Genomic DNA, 20,940 nt, shown 5'->3' with positions numbered 1-20,940 from the left:
GGCGAATATGACCGGTTCCGAACGGCTTGCCGTCGGGCGCGGCATCGACCTGAACGACCAGCGGCTGTGGCTGAAAATCGCTTCGGAGCGTCTGAGCATCGTACGGTACGTGTTCCTCGTGCAAGTGGAGGACGGCATCGCCTCGGCGGCGCAGCGGGCCGCGCTCGAGTATGCGGACGCCGTGCTCATCGGTTGGCCCGACAACGATTCTCCCGAAGTCCGTGATCTGGAAGGGCACGAGTTCGGTGTGGTCAGGAACCTCATGGCGATCATGGAGCGGCATATCGCCGAATTCACCGCTCGGGAACGCGAGGGCGAGGTCGATGCCATGGGCGGCACGCTGGTGCACATCACTGATTGCGTCGCGCAGGTGCGCCGCATGTTCCAGCCCGACTTCCCGTTGCCGACCTTCGATGAGATCAGCAAGGTCGTGCAGGAGGAATGGGACGAGGACATGGGCAGGATTGATTCGCAGGACGGCGAGCCCAGTTTGGAAACGATCGAAAAGCAGACCGAACATGCCGATGAGCATCGCGGGGAGATGCTCGGCGGCGATGGCGCTCGCGCAGGGATGATTGCCAATGCCTCCGCGACGCCAGCCGATCCGGCAGACGGGCATACGGCATGAGCGCCGGCGCACAGGCCGAGGCGCAGCCCGCTGAACGCAAGATGGCGGAGCTTTCGCTGCCGGGAGACATGCCGGGCGACAGCGGCGACAACGCATGTCGCACCCGACGCTCGTTACGGGGCAACCGGCACGCACGGCCTCGTATCGGCATCATGGGCGGCACTTTCGACCCTATCCACAACGGCCATTTGGTCGCGGCTTCCGAGGTGGCCTGGGTCTACGACTTGGACGAGGTCATCTTCGTGCCCACCGGCCGGCCGGTCTTCAAGATCGACAAGCATGTCACCAACGCGGAGGACCGCTACCTGATGACCGTGATCGCTACCGCCGCCAACCCGCGCTTCACCGTGTCCCGCGTCGATATCGACCGGCCTGGCATCACATACACCATCGATACGCTGCGTGACATCCAGCACGAACACCCTGACGCCGAGCTTTTCTTCATCACCGGGGCGGACGCCGTCGCCGAGATCCTGCAATGGAAGGATGCGAACAACATGTGGGACTTGGCCCGCTTCGTCGCGGTCACTAGGCCCGGATATTCCAATCCCAAGGCCATTTTGGTCCCCTCGGCAGGCAAAGTCGATGCGCTGGAGATCCCCGCGCTGGCCATCTCATCGACCGATGTGCGCCGGCGTGCCCGGCGCGGCGAGCCTGTGTGGTACCTCGTGCCTGACGGCGTGGTGCAATATATCGGCAAGCATGGCTTGTATCAGTCGTAGAAGCGAACAGGGCAGGCGTCGTGCGCGGGCGGGGCAAGGCGCCGAGCAGGATGCATAAGCAGCCGACCGACGGCACGCCGCAAGCCCTGCGGATTGCGGCGTTCAGGTCGCCGGACGCGGTTAGTATGGGTCGAGTCCACTTCAGCGAACAACGTTTGGAGATACGGTGAGCGCCATCCTCTCAGGTAAGCCCGATAAGAATCTCATACTCGTCACCGGAAGGGCGCATCCCAAGCTTGCCGCCGATGTGGCCGGGCAGCTGGGCATCGATGTGCTGGAGACCACAGCCTACGACTTCGCCAACGGGGAGATGTACGTGCGCTACACCGAATCGGTTCGCGGAGCCGACGTGTTCGTGCTGCAGAGCCATGCCAACCCGGTGAACAAGGCGATCATGGAGCAGCTCATCATGATCGACGCGCTCAAGCGCGCCTCCGCCCGCTCCATCACCGCCGTGTGCCCGCTGCTGGGCTATTCGCGCCAGGACAAGAAGCATCTGGGCCGTGAGCCGATCTCCTGCCGGCTGATCTTCGATCTGCTCAAAACGGCCGGCGCCGACCGCATCATGAGCGTGGACCTGCATGCCGCGCAGTCCCAAGGGTTCTTCGACGGGCCGGTCGACCACTTGGTCGCTATGCCGGTGCTGGTCGATTATATCCGCGACCGTTTCGCCGACCGCCTGGGCAATGTGGCCGTGGTCTCGCCCGATGCCGGGCGCATCCGCGTCGCCGAGCAATGGGCGGCCCGCTTGGGCGGCGGCCCGCTCGCCTTCGTGCACAAGACCCGCGACGTCACGCGGCCCAACCGGGCCGTGGCCAACCGCATCGTGGGCGATGTGGACGGCAGGGACTGTGTGCTGGTCGATGATCTGATCGACACTGCCGGCACTATCGCCGGTGCCTGCAAGGTGCTCAAGGAGGCCGGCGCGAACTCGGTCACGGTCGTCGCCACGCACGGGGTATTCTCCGGGCCGGCCATCCAGCGGCTTAAGGATTGCGGCGCACGCGAGGTCGTTGTCACCGACACCGTGCCGATCGAGGCGGCCAAGCGCTGGGATGGGCTAACGGTGCTCTCCATCGCGCCGCTGCTGGCCAGCGCGATCCGCGCCGTATTCGAGGACGGCTCGGTCGCCGAGCTCTTCGATACGTATCCCGAGCATCACGGCCAAGGCTTCCTGTTCGCGTGAGGGCGATGCGGGCGGCCGGGCGGCCGGCGGCGCAACCGCTGAAACGGTGCGCGCCACGCCCTAGGTCGCGGGGTATGGCATAATAATCACTTGGCAAGGTTCGCTTTGCCGATCCCCCATGGTGTAATGGCAGCACACGGGTCTTTGGAACCCTTAGTCTTGGTTCGAATCCAGGTGGGGGAACAGGTAGCAACAGCGCCCGGTTCGGCCGGGCCGCATCTCTGTGCGGCGGCCCGGCACCCGGGCGAAAATCTGTCCGTCGCAGGCGCACACTGACAAACCGAAGAATTGGAGAGCTGAGCATATGGCGTTGTCCGCCGCAATCATTCTCGCCGCTGGCGAAGGGGTGCGCATGCATTCGCGCAGGCCCAAGGTGCTTCATGAGTTCGCCGGGCGCACATTCCTTGAGCGTGTCATGGGCGCCGTGGCAGGCCTTGAACCGGACACCATGGCGCTCGTCGTGCGCCACCAGGCCGAACGCGTGGCCCAGGCGGCACGCGGCTACAATGAGCATGTCGAGATTGTGGTGCAGGACGAGGTTCCCGGCACCGGCCGCGCGGTGCAGTGCGCGATGTCCCAGCTCGAATCCCACGGCCCGTTGCGTGGACCGGTGCTCGTCACCGCGTGCGATATGCCGCTGCTTGACGAGGGCACGCTGGGTCAACTGCTCGACTATCACATATCTGCTGGCGATGACGCCACGGTACTCACCACCACGCTCGAAGATCCGACCGGCTACGGCCGCGTCATCCGGGGCAGCGACGGCGGCGTGCTGCGCATCGTCGAGCAAAGGGACGCGAACCGCAGCGAACTGGCCGTGCATGAGGTGAATACTTCCGTTTACGTCTTCGAAGCCGAAACGCTGCGGCAGTCCATCGCCGGGCTTGACGACAGCAACGCGCAAGGGGAGTTCTACCTGACGGATGCTTTGGAAGGCGCGCGCGGACACGGCCGGGTCGGGGCCTACGCGGCGGCCGACCCATTGAGCGTCGAAGGCGTCAACGACCGCGTGCAGCTGGCGCGGCTGGCTAAGCAGCACAACATCCGCGTATGCGAAGACTGGATGCGCCGCGGCGTCACGATCCTCGACCCGGAGACGACATGGATCGAAGACGAGGTGAAGTTGGAGCATGATACGACCATTCTGCCCGGCTGCTTCCTGCAGGGACACAGCACGGTTCGGGCTGACGCCGTCATCGGCCCGTATACGACGCTGATCGACGCGAGCGTGGACGAAGGCGCCATCGTGGAACGTGCGCGCGTGCAGGAATCGCATATCGGCGCGCACGCGAACATCGGCCCGTGGACGTATCTGCGTCCGGGCAACGACTTGGGTGAGGGAACGAAGGCCGGCGCCTATGTCGAGATGAAGAAGGCGCACATTGGCAAAGGCACCAAGGTGCCGCATCTGAGCTATGTCGGCGACGCCGATCTGGGCGAGCATACGAACATCGGCGGCGGCACGATCACCGCCAACTATGACGGGGTGCACAAGAACCACACGCATATTGGCTCGCATGTGCACGTAGGCGCAGGAAATCTCTTCGTCGCGCCGGTCGAGGTGGGTGACGACGTGACCACGGGCGCGGGCTCGGTCGTGCGCCACGAGACGCCGGACGGCGCGATGGTCTACTCGGAGAACACGCAGCATATCGTCGAGGACTGGAAGCCGCGCTGGGAGCGCACGCAGCAGTGAGCAAGGCGGCGGCGAACATGACACGTACAGCGAACGTAACGAATGCCGCAAACACGGCGAACGAACCAACCGTAATGGGCGGAACAACCAAGAACAGAGGATTATGAGCGCGCAAGCCAATACCATCGACGCGGTGCGCATCGCCGCAGCCGCCGCAGACCGCGTCAAGGCCACGGATATCGTCGCCTTCGACGTGAGCGACCTGCTGGGCATCACCGAAATCATGCTCATCGCCACTGCTTCGAACGAACGACAGGTGCTGGGGGTGGGTCAGGAGATCGAGAAGGATCTGTATCTGCACGCGAACCACATGCAGCCGCGCGAGCGCGAAGGGCTGACCGAGGCGCAATGGGTGCTGCTCGATTACGGCGATTTCATCGTGCATATCATGCATGAGGACGCTCGCCGGTACTACGGCCTCGAGCGGCTGTGGAAGGACTGCCGGCAGATCGATCTCAAACTGCCGCGGCGCACGCCGGACGAAGGATGAAATGATGCCGACCGCACCGCATGCCCGCTCGATCACGCTGGTACGCCATGGCCGCACCGCATACAACGCGGCAAGCCGCATCCAAGGGTGGATCGACATCGCGCTTGACGACGTCGGCGAGTGGCAGGTGCGCCAGACCGCTCAGGCATTGCAAAACCTCTATGCAGCGCGGCGCCCGGGCGCCGCGCGCCAGCTCGTCGTGAGCTCGGACCTGGGGCGGGCGCGCCAGACCGCGCATGCCTTTGCCGATTCGCTCGGACTTGACGTGCATACCGACGATCGCATGCGCGAACGCAACTTCGGCGAATGGGAGGGCATGTCGGCGCAGGAGCTGCAGCAGGATTTTCCCGAGGACTACCATTCCTGGGCGCAGATGACGGGCGGCGAGCTCAAGCATGGCGCGGAAAGCAAGCAGCATGTTGGCGCGCGCGGCGCTGCGGCGTTGCGCGATTGGTCAGGCAGAGCGGGCGACGGCACCGACCTATTCGTTTTCTCGCACGGCGCGTGGATCGCGCAGACGCTGCAGACCATGCTCGGCCTGGACAGGATCGATGCGAATTTCATTGGCATGGTTTCGATGCGCAACGCCCACTGGGCGCGGCTGGTGCCATTCGAGCAGCCTGAAGGCGGCCTGCGCTGGCGATTGATCGATTACAATCATGGCCCGGCGCTCGCCGATACGGGCCAATGGGAGCATCCCGACCTTGCGCGGCGCTGACGAAACCGTCCGGCGGAACCGGGGAAACGTGCGCAACAGGCTGATTATTCCCGTTTGCACAAGGTCTTCACCACTGTACGCTTGGAGCGCATAAGCGTTGCTGCATGCGATGCGAGCGCTGGGAAGCCTCTATTGTGGACTATGTCGCGAAGCCGGATAGTGTGGCTTGGCGCCGGTGTCGTGACCAATGAGACGGTGAGCGGCGCGGGCGCGCGGGCGATTGACAGATATCGTTCTGACCTAAGGAGGAATCATGGGAGTATTTGATAACGCAAAGGATTTCGTGAAGGATGCGGGCGACAAGGTTGCCGACTCTGCCAAGGATCTCAAGGACAAGGCATCGGACATATTCGATGACGTGAAGGACAGGGTTTCGGACACCTCGGATGAGGTGAAGGCGAATGCGGAAGTTCTCGGCGCCGAGACCAAGAAAAATGCGACGGAAGCGAAGAACGACGTCAAGGACGCCGCGCGCAAAGTCGACAAGTAAGGGTCATACAGTTCAGTAACAACAATGGCTATCCGGGTGCTGCCCGGCAGTCATGCAGCTGAGGCGCCCCGGGACATCCCGGGGCGCCTCAGCTATGCCCGTATGCCGGTCGCATGGCCGTAGGCAGGCGTGCCTGCGCACCCGCGCATCGATTTGCAATCGACTGGATGCAGTCGCGATGACGACGTGGACGAGACTTGGAACATGTCCTATGTCGTGCAGGGCGGGGACAATCGTGCGATATAACGTTTTTCAGCCTCGTCGCGACATGCCTTCAGCATGCCGCCGACGCAGGGTTGCATGGAAAGGGTACGACAGCCGGATGGATGATGTCATGGACCTAGGATCTGCTCGGGAACACGGCGGAGATGAGGGTTTCACTGCAAACACAGGTCTTGATCAGGCGTCGGCGGACGCAGGCGATGAACGCACAGGCGACGGCGGCGCAGATGACGGCGGTTCCCAGCCGAGGCATATGCGCATAGCGGGCGACGATACAAAAAATGCGGAACGTGGCAAGGCGGATGATCGTGCAGGCAGTCCCGGCGGCAATGGCGGGACGCATGCGGCGCCAGCCGGGGCGTCCCGGTTCTCGCTGGGGGCGTATGGCGTGCTGTTCCTGCTTTTCGATATCGCAGGCGTGGGCATGATGCAGTGGGGCGTGACCGTCTCTTCCTCCGGGTCCACGCTGCCGGGGCCGCTGATCGGCCTCTGGAACTTCGCCGAGACGATATGGAAGCAGCAGCGCAACGTCTTCTATTTGAATCTTGTATTGCTCGGGCTGATATACCTGACGCTGCTGTTCCTGATCAACCATTTCTGGATAACCACTCCCGTCATCATGGGCGTATGCATGGTTTTCGCGTTGATCGAACGGTTCAAGGTGCAGTCGCGTTATGAGACCGTGCTGCCTTCCGACTTCGATTTTCTGAATGCCGATGCTGGCAATATCGCTTCGTTCCTGCCCGCCGGTGCTCAGCGCAAGATCATCGGTGGTCTGCTCGGCCTGCTTGCGCTGATCGTGCTGTGCGTGGTGGCCAATCATTTCGATTTGCGCCACGGCAGGATCATTCTCAGCCGCAGCAAGGCGATCGGGGCTTCGGTCCGCATCGTGGGCGCCCTCGTTCCCGGAATCGCCGTGTCGCTGTTCATCTCGGCGGTTGGCACGGTCGACAGCTGGGCGAACAACCTGGCCTTGAACATGGGTGATATCCCCTCGATGTGGGATTCGGTCTATGACGCCCAACGCAACGGCACGCTGCTCGCCTTCTCCCGCCAGCTCAATCCCAAAGTCATGGACGAGCCCGCGAATTACAGCGAGGCCACTATGAAGGCCGTGCTCAAACGCTACGAAAAGGCCGCAAACACCATCAACACCACACGAACCGCGAATCTCAACGATGGCAGCGTGATCTTCGTCCTGTCCGAATCGTTCTCCGATCCCACCCGTGTGCCGGGCGTGAATCTGAACAAGGATCCGATGCCGTACATCCGTTCGGTCAAAGACTCGACCACCAGCGGGCTCATGCTCTCTTCGGGATATGGCGGCGGCACTGCGAATCTTGAGTTCCAAGCGCTCACTGGCCTGAGCATGGCCAATTTCGATCCTTCGCTCACCAGCCCGTACCAGCAGCTCGTGCCGGCGCTGCAATGGACGCCGAGCATCAATCAGCTCTGGAACGGCGGCAAGAATTCCGTGGCCTTCCACCCCTTCGTGTCGTCGATGTATTCGCGCTCTTCGGACTATAAGAAATTCAAGTTCCCGCATTTCTACACGCTTGACAAGCCCGACGTCATCAAGTATTCCGAGCCGATCGACCGCAGCCCATACGCCAGTGACGAGCAGGCCTACAAGAACGTCACCGAATGGCTGCAGGGCACGCCGGGCAATCGCTTCGTGCAGCTGGTCACCATGCAAAACCACATGCCGTTCAACAACTGGTACGACGACAACGAGTTCGCCGCCACTGCTCCGCAAGGTTCTGCCGCTTTGGGCAGTGACGAAACCATGGCGATCCAGACCTATGCCAAGGGCGTGAGCCACACTGATAATGCCACCCGTGATTTCCTCGCGTCGCTCGACAAAGAGAACAGGCCGATCACGGTCATGTTCTACGGCGACCATCTGCCCGGCATCTACTCGACCGCCGGGGCGGACAACGCCAATTCCATCGCGTTGCACGAGACCGATTATTTCATCTGGTCGAACAAGGCCTCCGCATCCGCCGGCGCCAAACTTGACGATAGCGCGTATTCCTCGCCGAACTTCTTCATGGCCCAGACCGCCGAACATATGAATGCCAAGGTCTCGCCGTACCTTGCCTTCCTGACGCAGCTGCATGGCAAGATCAGCGCCATGGAGCCTCCGGTGATCAATCAGATCCAAGGGTGGACGCGTATTCCGGCCGGGCAAACGATATATTTGGACAACAAGGGCAATCCGATGAGTGCGGTCGATTTCGACGCCGCCACCAGGCAGCTGGTCAACGACTACAAACTCATCCAATATGACATCACTGCGGGCAAGCACTATCTCGAAACCACCGATTTCATGACAATGCCAGGCGGCGGCGCCATGACAGGCGCGGCCGCAGACGCATCGGCGTCTTCGACGTCGTCGTCCGCCAACTTGTCCGCGGCGGTTTCCACGCTTGCTTCGACGAATCCGGCGAACGGCGTCGCAGCCGGCTCGACGTCCCAGCGCGAGGGCCAGGTCAATCGCTCCAGGCGCTAGTTTACCGTTTCAAGCCTTGAGCCGGAAGGTGTGCGACGCCACGGCGTAGACGGGCGCGCAGGCCAGCACCGAATACGCCGCGCAGAAACTGATGACGAGGCCAGAGAACAACAGCAGCGACGAATTCTGATGGTCCTTGGCGAACAACCAGCAGGCCATGTAGGTCAGCCCGATGGCAGCCTGATACGGCAGGCTTTTCACCTCAGCTTCCAGGGTGTACGGCTGGAGCACGTAATACAGCGCCAGGTTGCACCGAGAAGAGCATGCCCATCATCATGATGGAGGCGAAGGCCGGCGCATAGTCGCCCAGTGCGCGTTGCGGATCGTACACTGCCATCAGCGCCAGCGTTCCCAGGCCCGGCACGCTCGAGGGCAGGAGATTGATTTTGGCGATCTCCCACAACCGCAGCCGAAACATCTCAAGGATCCTGCCGGGTCGCTTGTAGAGCGGATAGGTGAGCATGCTGTGATCGCGGTTGATGTACAGCGCCTTGGTGAATTCGCGGCCGAGGTTGACGAAATACAGGATGAGGAGCGTCCGGGCCAGGAAAGCCACCGGATCGGGAGCCTTGCCACGGAAGATGAGAAGTGCAGCGACGGCGATGGCGTTGAGGATGCCGATCTTGCATAGTTCAGGGTGCCGGTTGGGCCGCAGCAGCGCCGGCAGCGAACAGGGCGAATCCCGCAGGCGTCAGCTATGGCCGCCGGCCGCATCGTGAAACCAAAGGGTTTGTTCGCCGCGAATTGCCCGGTTCGCTCGTATCGGCGCATCGTCGGCGCGATTCATGGCCGTCTTGCCGTCTGCCGGGGCCAGGGCCATCGCAGCCGCCAGCCACCAAGGCACCGCGATGAAACCGTGCAGCGCCAGTGGGCGCCGTCGTGAGCCTCGCCACCGATTTGAACGGTGCATAGATGAATCCGCTGGGCCCACGTTCCAGGGCATTCATGCGCATGAGGGTCACCGCATAATAATCCTGCCGGGTGAAGCTGAACATCCATGTGTCCGTTCCCATGCCCGCCAAAGCGAACAGCAGATAGAACGCGGGGAGGAGGCGGGCCACAGGGTCTGCGCTGAGCTCGCCTGATTTCAAAAAAGATAAGGAACGCTGGCCCAACCAAAATGCCTGTGGCTCCCACTTGCGACGCCGCCTATTGAGGAATCATCTTGCACTGTGTGTGGCGAGGTGTGGTATGCCCGCGTGCTGCTGCATGGTTGCCTGCAAGGCATGATAGAGCATATGAAACCCGTCGGATCGATGTTGTGTGACGTATTTGTCGTGGTGTGACGTTTGTGGAAAATGAGAGACGTCGGAATTCTGCAGTTTTGTACATTCTTAATTGACGGTGTCTACGATATTGTCTTTCGGCGCCTTAGCGGAACCTCACTTCGCCTACGTCAAGCCCCGCGGGGCTGTACGCTAACGGCTCAGCGTGACGCTACAAAACGTCACACGGTGAGGTGAAACCGCATACAGGGCGTCGACGTGCCTGGCGATTTTGCGCCCGCTGCCGAGGCATGTCAGCGATAGAAGTAGCCGTTGGGGGATTCGTCTTTGGTTTGGATGGACTTCGCCTGGAGAATCAGGCCATTGTAGCCGTGCGAGGCGGTGCCGACGCGGCCTTTGGCGAGCGTGCCGGTCACGCGCACCCACGTATTGTCTTTTGGCATTGTCGTGGGCGACGAAGTGCTATTCGACGACGTGTCCACGACGAATCCGAAAGGCGTCATATCGAGCACGCAGCAGGTCATGAGCATGCGTGAAACGCTGAATTGCGAAGCATTCAACGATGAATCGTGAGACACGGAGCCTTCGACGATGATCGTGTAGCCGACGTACTGGTCGGCGTTGCGGTCGATGCGGTCGAACCATGAGCCGAAATCGTCGTCGCGTATCGTGATGGTTTTCGCTGCGACGTTCAGCCCCGGCAGCTTGGCGGAGGCGGACGAGTTGATGGCGATGGCGCGATTCGTGCCGGTCAATGCCGCGCCGCCCGAATCGAAGGGCAGCGACAGCAGCAGCGTTGGCAACAGCCCCACGACCAGAACATTGGCCAACGAGGCTCCGGTGCATCGGAACACGCCCAGCCAGGCCGTCACTGCGAAAATCAGCAGCACGGCCGCGGCAAACCACAGATACGGCACAGTGCGCGGCGTCACGAAAGCGATGAAGCGCCCGGTCATCACGAATGCCGCGATGGAAACGGCGAAGGCGAAGAGAACGAAGCCTTCGACCCGATCGATGGCATTGGGTTTCGTATGCTGGCCCGCAGCCGTGCCAGTTGCAGAAGACGCCATCATCGAACAACCCCAGCGATCAGCGCGGTGACGGCGAAAACGATTATGGCCGAGGTCACCGCGAGACGCACGACGAAGCGCCGGGAGAACATCGAGGAAAGCATGAGCACGTTCTTGACATCCATGATCGGGCCGAACACGAGGAAGCCGAGCAACGCAGGAGTCGGGAACATAGTGGCGAAGCCGCGCGCGATCACCGCGTCCGACGACGAGCACAGCGAGCTGAGGAATGCCAACGCCATCATGAGCGCAATGGAGATGACCACGCTGTGATGGGTGAGCCACGCAGGCGATTTCGAACCCCACAGCACGCGCAGCGACGAGGCGAGGAAGATGCCGACGAGCATATAGGGCACGACACGGAAGAGATCATCGTGCGCGTGGCGCATCATGGCGACGACCCGGTCCATGACGCCGACGCCGACGCCGGGTGTTTCTGCGGGATCGGGAGCGCCGCTGCCCATTGCGTCTTCGCAAGCGCGGGAGTCACAAGCGGCATCATGCAAACGGACTTCGGCGGTATCAGCGCCATCGCCAAATCCGTCAGCCTCATCGTTAATTCCCGTGCGCAACACGTTGCTACGCACGGGAATTAAGGCGAAACTCGCCCCGATCGCCAGCGAGACGAGAATGCCCAATCCGACGCGCGATATGGTCAGCAGCGGACGATCGGGGAATGCGAACCAAGTGGACCAGATCACCACCGGATTAATGATCGGGGCTGCGCACAGAAACACCACGGCGCTGGGCAGCGGTATGCCCTTGCGCACCATACGGGCGAAGACCGGCACCGTCGCGCAATCGCACACCGGCATGGCGAATCCCGCGGTTAGCGATACGGCCATGCCCGCGCCAAAGGATTTCGGGAAGCGGCGTTCGATGAAATCACGGGTCAGGAATGCGGCTATCGCGCCGGAGACGAGCACGCCGATCAGCAGAAACGGGAAGGCCTGTGCCAGCAGTCCGATGGCGCCTTTGAGAATGGCGGTCAATGGGAAGCCCGCTGAATCGATGAGCGGCGCCGAGATGATGACAGCACCCGTCACCATGGCTATGACCATGAAGCCTTGGAAGGTGAGCTGATGCCGTGCGCGAATCACAGGGACATTGTAGGGCATGGAGCGGAAAGGGCTTTGTCGTTACGCTGCATGCGCAGCTGTGCAGTTCTCGCTAAGCCGAACTGTGGCATTGCCGGCGTATCGGCGACACAATGGAGGAAGCGATGCGCAGGATCGCTGTAGTGCGCGGAGCTCCCGCACTGTACAGGACCTCTTCGCGTCGGATTGCAAAGCGTCAGGCATGACGATGAGGCGGTATGCATGAGCTAGCCGAGCTGCGGGTGCGGGCGAAGGCGAAATACAAGGAAAGGGCTGTGATATGGGCACGCAACGAGTGAAAGTAGGCAACAGCGATCTGGAGGTCTTTCCGCTGGTTCTGGGCGGCAATACCTTCGGCTGGACCAGCGACGAGGCCACGAGCCGATCGGTGTTGGACGAGTACGCTGCTGCGGGCGGCAACTTCATCGATACCGCCGATGTGTATTCGGCATGGGTGCCGGGCAATGCCGGCGGCGAATCGGAGACGATCCTGGGCCGGTGGCTGGCTGTGCGCGGCAACCGCGACGGCATGGTGATCGCGACCAAAGTCAGCCAGCACCCGCAGTACCCCGGGCTTTCTGCTGCGAACGTGGCTGCGGCTGCCGACGAATCGCTGCTGCGATTGGGCACGGACCACATTGACCTGTACTATGCGCATTTCGACGACAGGGACACGCCGCTTGAAGAGACCGCCGAGGCCTTCGACGCACTGGTCAAGGCCGGTAAGGTGCGTGCGATCGGATTGTCGAACTATTCGGCCGAGCGCATCGAGGAATGGTTCGGCATCGCCCGCGAGAACGGCTTCGCATTGCCGGTCGCATTGGAGCCGCATTACAACCTCGTCCACCGCGCCGATTATGAGCGCACGCTGCAGCCGGTGGCCGAGCTCGAGGACATGTCCGTCTTCCCATACTATTCACTGGCCTCCGGCTTCCTGACCGGCAAATATCGTTCGGCGGCCGATGCGCAGGGCAAGGAACGGCAAGGCGGCGTTAGCGACTACCTGAACGAGAACGGCTTCGCGCTGATCGACGCCCTCGCCAAAGTCGCCAAGGCGCATGACGTCGCGATCGCATCCGTGTCGCTGGCTTGGCTGCTCAGGCGCCCGCAGGTCACCGCGCCGATCGCTTCGGCCCGTACCCCCGAGCAACTGCCGGCGCTGATCGCCGCGACCAGGCTGAGCCTAGGCGACGAAGACGTGGCTGCACTCGACGAGGCTTCGGCTCCACTGATGCGGTAGGGCTGTCGTGCGATGCAGCCTGGTGTTGTGTCGATATGTGCTGTGGCCGGATAAACGTCGGTTATAGGTGGTGCAGGGCAGGCTTGGCCCGAAAACCTAAGCCGCCATACGCTGCACTATGGGCAGCGGATTCATCAGATTCGGCAGCGCATAGGCCGTACGGATGCCCGGCAACGGCCGCGGGCCATCTCGGTTAATCCAGATCGAGCGCCATCCTATGCGTTGCAGAAAACAATTGCCTCACAATTCGCGTCGTGCGAGATCTGTCGCCCTGCCTTATGCGGACTGATGGAATCAATCCCTCATGGGGCGTTGCCGACCTATCGCTGGCCTGCTTCATCGTTGGACGCCGTTGTCCGCTGCCGTTTTCCGGATATGCCCGCGAATTCCACCTTAATGCAATGTAATGAAATCTATTAAGCACATTGTGCGAAATATGCGCTCGAATGCGTTAGGACGACTGTGCATAGGGCTATAGAAACGTTGATATTCTGCGAAAATTCTTTATGCCGGATTTGCTGTCTATTTTGGCAAGTGCTCAATAGGCGAAAAAAGTGCTGAATAGATGATTTGCGGAAGCAAATTGCGCAAGACGCAATAACTTGAGCGGCACTGGCGTGGCATTTGCTTGGTTGTCGCTGCGGCATCGTTTATTCAGCACTTTCTTCGTCTATTAGGCACTCAATGAAAGTATGTGGGCATCATGTCCTTCGGAAGATTGTTGCAATTCCGCTAATCCTAGCGGTGTGGCAATGTTTTCGAAGAGTTCATGTGGATGGCCATGCGGGGGAAAGTGCTTCATAGATTTCGCTAAGAGACAGACACGGCGCGTGGCAGCGAATAAACAGTGCGAATAAGCGGCTCGGCGCCAGTACTGAAACGGTGAATCTCAAACCCAGAGCTTGCCGTGGCAGCGGCAGCCGCGGCTGCATGGGTGCGTCGACTGGGGTTCAGCTCGCAGCGGGACGAGGCGCCTGAGTCCATCAGCGACTCGATGAGCGAACCCTGATCGTCGAAGTACCGGTCCGAGCGGCGCAAACAGATCACCCGCTCCTGCCGTGCATGTCTATGAGCCGGTGGTCGTAGATGCCTGCATGCCCTGCGCGTCCTGTGTGTCGCGCAGGGCGGACTACCGGTGCGCGGTGATGATGCCGACCCCGCAGCCCTGCCCCCTATATGCTTTGGCTAGCGATACCGTGCGCTGCAAAAGCTTGCTGTGCAGGTTCATGTCGATTTTGATGCGAGAGAAGATGCCGCGCTCCTTCTGCTTGCTCGGCCCGAAGTTGGCAGCAACCGAGCAGGCGGTCATCGTGGAAAAGATCATCTGTTTGCCTGTGATCTCGCTGCAACTCTGCAGAACCAGACAGAAGGAGAACAGAATGCCGTCGATGTCGAACCCATGGCGCGGTATATGCGACGGACTCATGCATAAGCATCCTCCCGCGCAAGTGCAGCGTTCTATCGCGTGACGCGAGCGGCTTTCGCATTAGTTGCCCGGCTCTGGATTATAAAAGGAATGGATCAAGAAGTCTGATCGGGTAGTCGTGGAGCAGCGTTTCGACACGTGTCACTTCGCGATGCGAACAACCGAATCGAATATCTGTCCGCACAATCGTTCTCATCAGGCGAACAGGCCAGAACCTTGATGCCAGCGAGGTACCGGTTCGACGAGCTGTGGGCCATCGTCATGCAGCGGAGCGATCTCGTGGAAGACGAGTCGTTGGGAGAGTTTGCCGCCGGCGTCGTTCGCCTCGGCGAGCAGCGACGCGATAGCGGCATTCGCCGTGGCAGGCAACGAGGCCGCGTTGGCGTTGGCGCCGGCGTTGCCGCCGTTGGCAAGCGGCGCGAACCAATCGTCAATCATATCGTCAGGAAGCAGAACGGGCATGCGGCTGTGGACGCTGGCCGGCGCCCCTATTGCCTCGCGGGTGAGGATTGTGGCAGTCAGACGCCATGGAACGTGAGCGCTCGTGCGCCACCAGGAGTACAGACCTGCCATGAAGAGTGGGACGTCATCGGACGCATGGAAATAGTATGGATGTTCGCCTTTGAACTCGTAATAGCCGCTGGCCGGTATGATCGCGCGCATCGAGGCGGCTGAGGGAGCATATGTCGGTCTGCTCGCTGCGGTCTCGATGCGCGCGTTGTAGGTGGGGTAGCTCAAATCGATGGTCTTCGATGACTTCGGAATCAGTGACCAGTAGGCTGCACGCAGGTGCCGGCGACCTTGCGAATCACCGGCCACGATGGCGATATCGGTTTTGGGAGCTGTGTGGAATGTGGGCGAGGGGAGTGCCGCTGCGCAATGATGAACGGTGTTGCCGGTATCGGCATCATCAGCGTCAATGGCGCAGACCCCGAAATGCTCGGCAACGTCGTCCCAGTCGAGGTCGGCGGCAAATGCCCTACACATGCCCTTGCTCCTTTTGTCTTGTTCTCCCGCTTGCGCCACGTCATCATTCAGCTCGGGGCGTGCCATATCACACTACGCCCATGCTGCATGTCTGAGTATGTCGCTTAGAGCCGGCCCATGGTTGAATCAGGTTGTCCAGAATTCCAGCATTCTCAAAAGTTGCGTTCACGCATCAACGTATGGCAAGAGGTCCTGCGGCGCATGCGCCGCAGGACCTCTTGCCATATGCATTCGTCCGGTTCCGGGCAAATGGCATCGATCGGAACTGATCAATCAGTCTTTCGAGATCGTGGTGCCGGCCTTGGCGCCAGCGGAGAGGTCCTGAATCTCGGTGATCTCGAGCACCGGCACGGCAGCGGGCTTCTTGGTGCCTTCCTCTTCGGCGACCTTGACGCGTGCCTTGTAAATGTCATCGTCGGTGTGCAGGGTCACGGTGCCACGGAAGCGGTAGCCTTTCTTTTCTCCGAAGTTCACCGAGGCGATGACCAGCTGGCTGCCGTCCTTGAGATTCTGGAAATGCTGGCCGGCGGTGCGCTCATGGTAGGCGAGATGGTTGTCGTCGAGCACGAACATCGACATCTTCGGACCGAGATCGGGCTGTCCGTCCTTGCTGACGGTGGCAATCCAGCACAGGTTGTTGGCGAGGAATTCCTTGATCTCGGGGGTTAGCGTAGCCATAATAAGCTTCCTTTCGGCTTAGTGTTTTATCGGCACCCAGCATACCGCCGCTGCTTTCAGACCGGCAAGGATATTTGCCGCAAAAGTAAGGAGAATAACACTTGCGCATAGCTCATGCAGACATGCAAGCGCGGCGGCAAATCAATCTGATACAGGCACAGTCGCATCGCTCATACGCTGGGCGCAAGGATCTGGCACAATGGCTTACGAAATAGCATGTCGCGGGAACCGAGTCATCCGGCAATTGGTTGGCGATTGGTTGGTGGTTGGTTGGTGGTCAGTCGAGGGCCGTCAGCCGACGGTTGCGATGGATGCTTATCGTTGCAGATGCTACATGCATTCGATGTAGTACCTATCTGCGTTATGTGTAGTATGACTCACCCCTTGCAGATAGACTTCCAGATCTGTCAATGGCTCCTCACATAGGTGAATCACACGCTTCTGCAAACGTTGCTGTCCGCTGGATGCTGTGAGGCTTGCCTTGCGCGAATTCTCTATGAAGCATGGGCGTGTTTTGCCCTGTTGCTGGGATATCGTGAGGTGTTTTGAGTTTTTCTTACGACACGAAGAAGAGCAGGGCCATGGGCATTCGCACCGATCCGGCGGATCCGCATCGCCACGGTTCGCAAGACACGTTGAGTGGTGCAACGCAGGGCTTCTCGTCCACGTCGATGCCGACGCCCGTTTCGCAGTCAGTAGTAGAGGAGCTAGTGATAGAAACCTCTGCGACAGGTGATCTGGTGGTAGAAAGTCCAGCGGCAGAGGAATCTGCGGCACAGGAGATCGTAGGGCCACGGGATCCGGGTGAATTGGGGGAGAGCGGGAGACTGTCGGATCCCGGAACAGCGCGGAGGCGCGCCAAAGTGAATAGGTCCCAGGACTCAGGCAAGCTCAAGGCAGCGCATCCACGCTCAGCGTCCGCGTCTGGCGCGTTGAATGTCCCCTGGAGGCGCAACCTGCCTCACTTGACTAGCGGCTGGCGCGGTTGGCGAAGCCGCATGTCACGCACCTTCCCGCCTAATCTCGCCCGGCTCATGCTGCTGTGCTGTGCCGCGCTGTGGGGCGGCAGCTACTTGGTCGCCAAAATTGCCATGACGACCATGCCGCCGCAATGGCTGATGGCCATGCGCATGCTCGCCGCCGGAGTGCTTATGCTGGCGCTGTTCCATCGCAGCATCCTGCCGGCCCTGCGCCGGGAGATCGTCGTCCCAGGCCTCATCGTGGGCGTGACCTACTACGGCACGATGATTCTGCAGACGACCGGCCTGCGCACGATCGACCCGGGGCGCAGCGCATTCCTGACGGCCGCATATTGCGTGCTCACGCCTTTCGCGATGTGGCTGGTCTACCGCAGCAAGCCACAGATGGTCAATGTTCTCGCCGGTATCATCTGTCTGATCGGTGTGGGATTCATCGCGCTCAAGCCGGGTGCCAACACGCTGGCCTTGTCTCAGGGCGACGTGCTGACATTGCTGTGCTCGCTCGTATTCACGTTCAATCTCATCGCCCTAGGGCAGTATTCCAGGCAGTTCAACCCGATAGCCGTGACATTTGTCCAGTTCGGAGTCGCCGGTGTGCTGTTTCTTATCGGCGCGTTGATCACCGAGCCGGCTCCTGATGCATCGTGGACCCAGCCCGCCGTCGTGCTCAGTTTTTTCTATTTGGCTATTGGTTCGACAACGATCGCGCAGATCATGCAGAATATTGGCTTGGCGCATGTCCCGGCCACGTCAGCCTCGATCATCATGTGCACGGAAAGCCTGTTTTCCGTGGGATTTTCAGCGCTGTTTTGGGGAGATCGCATCGGGTGGAACTCGATAGCCGGTTTCGCGATGATCTTTGCGGCCATGCTGATGTCCGTAATGAAATTCAGAAACGCCAAGGCTTGAGCACGCCAGACGGGACGCGTGAGACGTCGAATCGGCAGTGCGCGGTGACCGCCATGCGGCTGCGGAAGGCAAGATAGTCGTTCTCTTGGTTGGCGTCGACCATGTCCTTCAGGTCGTAACCGGCGTTTTTGAACGCCCGCCAGACCACGTCGATGCAGGCGCCGCGGTTGGCAGGCGGATAGCCGCCGCGATAGCAGCCCGCGTCGTAAGCTGGGTGGACCTTGGCATCCAGTTTTGCGCCTTGCAGAATATCCGTGCAGTCGTCGATACCATCGTGATCGGAGTCGGCCGGGCTGGTCAGTTTCGCGATCGCCGGGCCGGTATAGGTCTGCGCTGCGCCTGCTGGCGCACCAGTTGCGTCGATTGCGCCCATACGTGCGTCCCCGTGACGGAACAGTCGATTCCACGCAATGAATCCGGCGGCAATCAGCGCACGACCAGAGCCAGCGCCGCGAGCCGCACGGCCAGTCCGCCGCGTTTGGCGCGCACGCCCTTACCGTCTTGGTCAGGGCGCGGCCCTTGCATGTCCTGATTGCCTTGACCTGCATTGCTGTGCATAAGGCATCAGCTTATTCCTGTGACAAGGCGCAGCGCGACGGAATGATCCTCCGGCCGCTATGTTGCCTTGTTTCTTCGCAAAGTCAGTGGAAGGCGTGCGGGAGATGATCCCATGGCCATTGTCGAGCACCCTTGAAAAGGGCCGTGCGGCTGGCAATTGGAATTGAATTCGAGTGGACGTCCTGTGGCCGGAAGCGTAACGATTTCGACGTTGTTCACCAAACGCTGAGCGCATTCGCAGCCGTTTCCGTTACCCTCATGAGTCGTGAGGAATTTTTTCAAGGGCATTTCATGGTCGCAGATCGGCGCGGGGGCGCTCGCTGCGGTGACCTCGTTCCTGCTGTCGGCCAAAATCGGCATCGCCGGCTCGGTCATCGGCGTGGCGATCGGTTCGATGGTGTCGGCGGTGGCTTCGCAGATCTACCAGAACGTGTTGAAAGCATCCTCGAAGAAGATCCAGGACGTCACGCCATTCATCGGATCGGGTAACGGTTCTGGGCGCGAGTCTGCAAACCAAGGCGCCGACGCGGTTACCTCCGGCGCACAAACCACCAATACCGCCGTGATCGCAAACGACGCCGACATCACCCGCGTCTTGTCTTCCGAAGACGATCAGCATGGCCAGGGTCTGGAATCTGCTGAAACGCCTGCGCCCAGGGTCGTAACCTCAAACAGGGCATCGACGGCTAGCGCTGATGCCGCAGCCGCTACGACAGCGAACTCCGGGAAACAGCATCCGGGCCGCGAGGCGAAAGCTGTTTCCGCACTACGCAATGCGCGTGAACACGCTGCGCAAACGGGGACGGACGCGCGGCATCGTCGCAAAGTGGCCGCTATCGTCGCCGTGGTCAGCGCGTTGCTCGCTGTGGCGCTGACTGCAGCCATCATCATGCTGGTGACCGAGGGGAAGGGCACCGACAGCGTCGTACGCGATTTAGTAAATAAGTCCCAGAATCAGCAGACGCCAGAACCTGTGCCAAGCGTCACTGCCGATCAAGGCGGAAGCTGGGACGGTTCGAGTTCGCCAACGCCCAGCGAATCTTCGAGCGAGGCGCCCAGCCAATCCTCTAGCCCTACGGCATCCGCTACGCCATCCCCAACCGGAAGCGATAACGGCACTGGCACTTCGACGGGCAGCGGCAGTCCCTCGCCCAGCAGCTCGCCGGCCACCAGTGGCTCGGATGGCTCCGGCAGCACAGGAACACCCAGTTCCGGCAGCGGATCCTCGGGGTCCGGGGCCAGCGGTTCCGGCAAGGGTTCGCAGGGTAGCTCGGGATCTGGTTCCGGCTCCGGCAGCGGTTCAAGTGACGGCACCGCGAACGCCGGCGGCGCCGGCTCGGGATCGGGCAGCAGCTCCGGCGGCAGCGGATCCGGCTCCGTCAAAAAATAGCGGCGGTTTTTCCGGTTTCGACATTTCTGCCTTGACGGTTTGGCCGTGACAACATGACTTCGCGAGACAGGATTGGCAGTCAGTCTGACTGGTTGGGCTTGGGCGGGGCCACGCCTCGGTTTCGCTGTCATCGAAGTACACCGACAGGTGATTGAGGCTGAAGTCGGCCAAACCGGCTGCGGTTTGGCGCTTGGGGGAGTCGATCTCGGACATCTCGAGATCCGGCCCGGTACCGATGACTATCATGCGATGGCGGCGGATGATCGTCATCGTGAGGCAACTCGATGACGCCCGGATTTTTGCGCAGTTTTGAAGTGGTGGGAACACAGCCCGTCCCATGTGTACGATTTTCAATCGCTGAAAGAGAAAACCGATTGGAAAGCAGGTACGGGCTATGCCCAAGCATATTTTACAGGTGAACCAACCCATGTTCGAGACCCAATTGGATCGCATGGTCACCCAGAAGGTCACCGAGATCCGTGGGCCGGATGCCGGACGCTTCAGGCCGACGAGATCACGGGTGCCGCCCGATATGAGCGTTCCGGTGGCGGGAAGGCGTATCGGGCCGGTCATTACGGGCGAGATCTGACCGTCAAGGCCGGGAAAATGACGGTGAGGGCACCCAAGCTCAAGGGGGCGGTTTTCGAGTCGGCGGTCATCGAACGCTACCGGAGGCGGGAGGAGTCGGTCGAGGAAGCCCTGATTGACATGTATC

Annotated in this window: 20 protein-coding genes, 1 tRNA gene and 1 pseudogene; 13 read left to right on the top strand and 9 right to left on the bottom strand. The window is 61.0% G+C overall.

The window, feature by feature from the left end; all coding sequences use genetic code 11:
- Positions 1-7 precede the first annotated feature (7 nt).
- The 9 genes from LKG04_RS03540 (at position 8) to LKG04_RS03500 (ending at position 8,664) form a co-directional block, all read left to right on the top strand.
- Positions 8-628 carry a phosphoribosylglycinamide synthetase gene (locus LKG04_RS03540; protein WP_291760582.1) on the top strand — a complete coding sequence of 207 codons (621 nt, stop codon included), beginning with the start codon at positions 8-10 and terminating at the stop codon, positions 626-628.
- Complete coding sequence (nadD, locus tag LKG04_RS03535) at positions 625-1,350, top strand: nicotinate-nucleotide adenylyltransferase (RefSeq protein WP_291760521.1); 726 nt, start codon at positions 625-627, stop codon at positions 1,348-1,350. The genes LKG04_RS03540 and nadD overlap by 4 nt, the downstream gene beginning before the upstream one ends.
- Positions 1,351-1,516: 166 nt before the next feature.
- Positions 1,517-2,536 (top strand): ribose-phosphate diphosphokinase, encoded by a 1,020-nt coding sequence (locus LKG04_RS03530; protein WP_291760523.1) that lies wholly within the window; start codon positions 1,517-1,519, stop codon positions 2,534-2,536.
- A 112-nt stretch (positions 2,537-2,648) separates the two neighbouring features.
- Positions 2,649-2,719 (top strand) — tRNA-Gln (locus tag LKG04_RS03525).
- A gap of 121 nt (positions 2,720-2,840) precedes the next feature.
- Positions 2,841-4,232, top strand: coding sequence for a bifunctional UDP-N-acetylglucosamine diphosphorylase/glucosamine-1-phosphate N-acetyltransferase GlmU (glmU, locus tag LKG04_RS03520; RefSeq protein ID WP_291760526.1), 1,392 nt, complete (start codon positions 2,841-2,843; stop codon positions 4,230-4,232).
- Positions 4,233-4,335: 103 nt separating this feature from the next.
- Complete coding sequence (gene rsfS, locus LKG04_RS03515; RefSeq protein ID WP_291760528.1) at positions 4,336-4,722, top strand: ribosome silencing factor; 387 nt, start codon at positions 4,336-4,338, stop codon at positions 4,720-4,722.
- A gap of 1 nt (position 4,723) precedes the next feature.
- The gene (locus tag LKG04_RS03510; protein ID WP_434734844.1) at positions 4,724-5,440 is read left to right on the top strand and encodes a histidine phosphatase family protein; all 717 of its coding nucleotides are present in this window, start codon (positions 4,724-4,726) and stop codon (positions 5,438-5,440) included.
- A 253-nt stretch (positions 5,441-5,693) separates the two neighbouring features.
- Positions 5,694-5,930: a hypothetical protein gene (locus LKG04_RS03505; protein ID WP_291760531.1), complete on the top strand. Its 237-nt coding sequence runs from the start codon at positions 5,694-5,696 to the stop codon at positions 5,928-5,930.
- A 334-nt stretch (positions 5,931-6,264) separates the two neighbouring features.
- On the top strand, positions 6,265-8,664 hold the full coding sequence (locus LKG04_RS03500) for an LTA synthase family protein (protein WP_291760533.1): 2,400 nt from the start codon (positions 6,265-6,267) through the stop codon (positions 8,662-8,664).
- Between the two features lie 9 nt (positions 8,665-8,673).
- Here the strand turns inward: LKG04_RS03500 and LKG04_RS03495 are convergent, their stop codons facing one another.
- The 4 genes from LKG04_RS03495 to LKG04_RS03480 all read right to left on the bottom strand — a co-directional run bounded on the left by LKG04_RS03495 (position 8,674) and on the right by LKG04_RS03480 (position 12,078).
- A complete protein-coding gene (locus LKG04_RS03495; RefSeq protein WP_291763261.1) occupies positions 8,674-8,865 on the bottom strand; it encodes a hypothetical protein in 192 nt (63 codons plus the stop codon).
- Between the two features lies 1 nt (position 8,866).
- Complete coding sequence (locus LKG04_RS03490; RefSeq protein WP_291760537.1) at positions 8,867-9,220, bottom strand: hypothetical protein; 354 nt, start codon at positions 9,218-9,220, stop codon at positions 8,867-8,869.
- A gap of 963 nt (positions 9,221-10,183) precedes the next feature.
- Entirely contained in the window at positions 10,184-10,963 is a 780-nt protein-coding gene (locus tag LKG04_RS03485) for a TIGR03943 family putative permease subunit (RefSeq protein WP_291760539.1), read from the bottom strand.
- Entirely contained in the window at positions 10,960-12,078 is a 1,119-nt protein-coding gene (locus tag LKG04_RS03480) for a permease (RefSeq protein ID WP_291763259.1), read from the bottom strand. Before LKG04_RS03480 ends, LKG04_RS03485 begins: the two co-directional genes overlap by 4 nt.
- A gap of 259 nt (positions 12,079-12,337) precedes the next feature.
- Between LKG04_RS03480 and LKG04_RS03475 the strand changes: the two genes are divergently transcribed.
- Positions 12,338-13,297 carry an aldo/keto reductase gene (locus LKG04_RS03475; protein WP_291760544.1) on the top strand — a complete coding sequence of 320 codons (960 nt, stop codon included), beginning with the start codon at positions 12,338-12,340 and terminating at the stop codon, positions 13,295-13,297.
- Between the two features lie 1,129 nt (positions 13,298-14,426).
- Here the strand turns inward: LKG04_RS03475 and LKG04_RS03470 are convergent.
- The 3 genes from LKG04_RS03470 to LKG04_RS03460 all read right to left on the bottom strand — a co-directional run bounded on the left by LKG04_RS03470 (position 14,427) and on the right by LKG04_RS03460 (position 16,388).
- On the bottom strand, positions 14,427-14,723 hold the full coding sequence (locus LKG04_RS03470; protein ID WP_291760547.1) for a hypothetical protein: 297 nt from the start codon (positions 14,721-14,723) through the stop codon (positions 14,427-14,429).
- A gap of 195 nt (positions 14,724-14,918) precedes the next feature.
- Positions 14,919-15,710 (bottom strand): SOS response-associated peptidase, encoded by a 792-nt coding sequence (locus LKG04_RS03465; RefSeq protein WP_291760550.1) that lies wholly within the window; start codon positions 15,708-15,710, stop codon positions 14,919-14,921.
- A 273-nt stretch (positions 15,711-15,983) separates the two neighbouring features.
- Positions 15,984-16,388: a pyridoxamine 5'-phosphate oxidase family protein gene (locus tag LKG04_RS03460; protein ID WP_291760554.1), complete on the bottom strand. Its 405-nt coding sequence runs from the start codon at positions 16,386-16,388 to the stop codon at positions 15,984-15,986.
- Positions 16,389-17,386: 998 nt separating this feature from the next.
- On the opposite strand from LKG04_RS03460, the gene LKG04_RS03455 reads away from it, so the two are divergent.
- A complete protein-coding gene (locus LKG04_RS03455) occupies positions 17,387-18,277 on the top strand; it encodes a DMT family transporter (protein ID WP_291760555.1) in 891 nt (296 codons plus the stop codon).
- On the opposite strand, the gene LKG04_RS03450 is transcribed toward LKG04_RS03455, so the two are convergent.
- Both LKG04_RS03450 and LKG04_RS03445 read right to left on the bottom strand, forming a co-directional pair.
- A complete protein-coding gene (locus tag LKG04_RS03450; RefSeq protein ID WP_291760557.1) occupies positions 18,258-18,650 on the bottom strand; it encodes a DUF1287 domain-containing protein in 393 nt (130 codons plus the stop codon). The two genes, LKG04_RS03455 and LKG04_RS03450, sit on opposite strands and share 20 nt — an antisense overlap.
- Positions 18,651-18,703: 53 nt before the next feature.
- Positions 18,704-18,835 (bottom strand): hypothetical protein, encoded by a 132-nt coding sequence (locus LKG04_RS03445; protein WP_291760559.1) that lies wholly within the window; start codon positions 18,833-18,835, stop codon positions 18,704-18,706.
- 265 nt (positions 18,836-19,100) lie between these two features.
- On the opposite strand from LKG04_RS03445, the gene LKG04_RS03440 reads away from it, so the two are divergent.
- Both LKG04_RS03440 and LKG04_RS03435 read left to right on the top strand, forming a co-directional pair.
- Complete coding sequence (locus tag LKG04_RS03440) at positions 19,101-20,225, top strand: hypothetical protein (RefSeq protein WP_291760561.1); 1,125 nt, start codon at positions 19,101-19,103, stop codon at positions 20,223-20,225.
- A gap of 394 nt (positions 20,226-20,619) precedes the next feature.
- A pseudogene (locus tag LKG04_RS03435) lies at positions 20,620-20,940 on the top strand (transposase); the annotation flags it as partial.

Origin of the sequence: Bifidobacterium sp. (genome assembly GCF_022640935.1) — a bacterium.
Classification (GTDB): Bacteria; Actinomycetota; Actinomycetes; order Actinomycetales; family Bifidobacteriaceae; genus Bifidobacterium.
The sequence above is the reverse complement of the archived record's forward strand: the minus strand, read 5'-3'. Positions and strand labels throughout refer to the sequence as shown.

Coding starts and splice junctions, on each gene's coding strand:
- LKG04_RS03540 (WP_291760582.1), top strand. CDS start 8: ATGACCGGTTCCGAACGGCTTGCCGTCGGGCGCGGCATCGACCTGAAC.
- nadD (WP_291760521.1), top strand. CDS start 625: ATGAGCGCCGGCGCACAGGCCGAGGCGCAGCCCGCTGAACGCAAGATG.
- glmU (WP_291760526.1), top strand. CDS start 2,841: ATGGCGTTGTCCGCCGCAATCATTCTCGCCGCTGGCGAAGGGGTGCGC.
- rsfS (WP_291760528.1), top strand. CDS start 4,336: ATGAGCGCGCAAGCCAATACCATCGACGCGGTGCGCATCGCCGCAGCC.
- LKG04_RS03510 (WP_434734844.1), top strand. CDS start 4,724: ATGATGCCGACCGCACCGCATGCCCGCTCGATCACGCTGGTACGCCAT.
- LKG04_RS03505 (WP_291760531.1), top strand. CDS start 5,694: ATGGGAGTATTTGATAACGCAAAGGATTTCGTGAAGGATGCGGGCGAC.
- LKG04_RS03500 (WP_291760533.1), top strand. CDS start 6,265: ATGGACCTAGGATCTGCTCGGGAACACGGCGGAGATGAGGGTTTCACT.
- LKG04_RS03485 (WP_291760539.1), bottom strand. CDS start 10,963: ATGATGGCGTCTTCTGCAACTGGCACGGCTGCGGGCCAGCATACGAAA.
- LKG04_RS03480 (WP_291763259.1), bottom strand. CDS start 12,078: ATGCCCTACAATGTCCCTGTGATTCGCGCACGGCATCAGCTCACCTTC.
- LKG04_RS03475 (WP_291760544.1), top strand. CDS start 12,338: ATGGGCACGCAACGAGTGAAAGTAGGCAACAGCGATCTGGAGGTCTTT.
- LKG04_RS03470 (WP_291760547.1), bottom strand. CDS start 14,723: ATGAGTCCGTCGCATATACCGCGCCATGGGTTCGACATCGACGGCATT.
- LKG04_RS03465 (WP_291760550.1), bottom strand. CDS start 15,710: ATGTGTAGGGCATTTGCCGCCGACCTCGACTGGGACGACGTTGCCGAG.
- LKG04_RS03460 (WP_291760554.1), bottom strand. CDS start 16,388: ATGGCTACGCTAACCCCCGAGATCAAGGAATTCCTCGCCAACAACCTG.
- LKG04_RS03455 (WP_291760555.1), top strand. CDS start 17,387: ATGTCACGCACCTTCCCGCCTAATCTCGCCCGGCTCATGCTGCTGTGC.
- LKG04_RS03450 (WP_291760557.1), bottom strand. CDS start 18,650: ATGGGCGCAATCGACGCAACTGGTGCGCCAGCAGGCGCAGCGCAGACC.
- LKG04_RS03445 (WP_291760559.1), bottom strand. CDS start 18,835: ATGCACAGCAATGCAGGTCAAGGCAATCAGGACATGCAAGGGCCGCGC.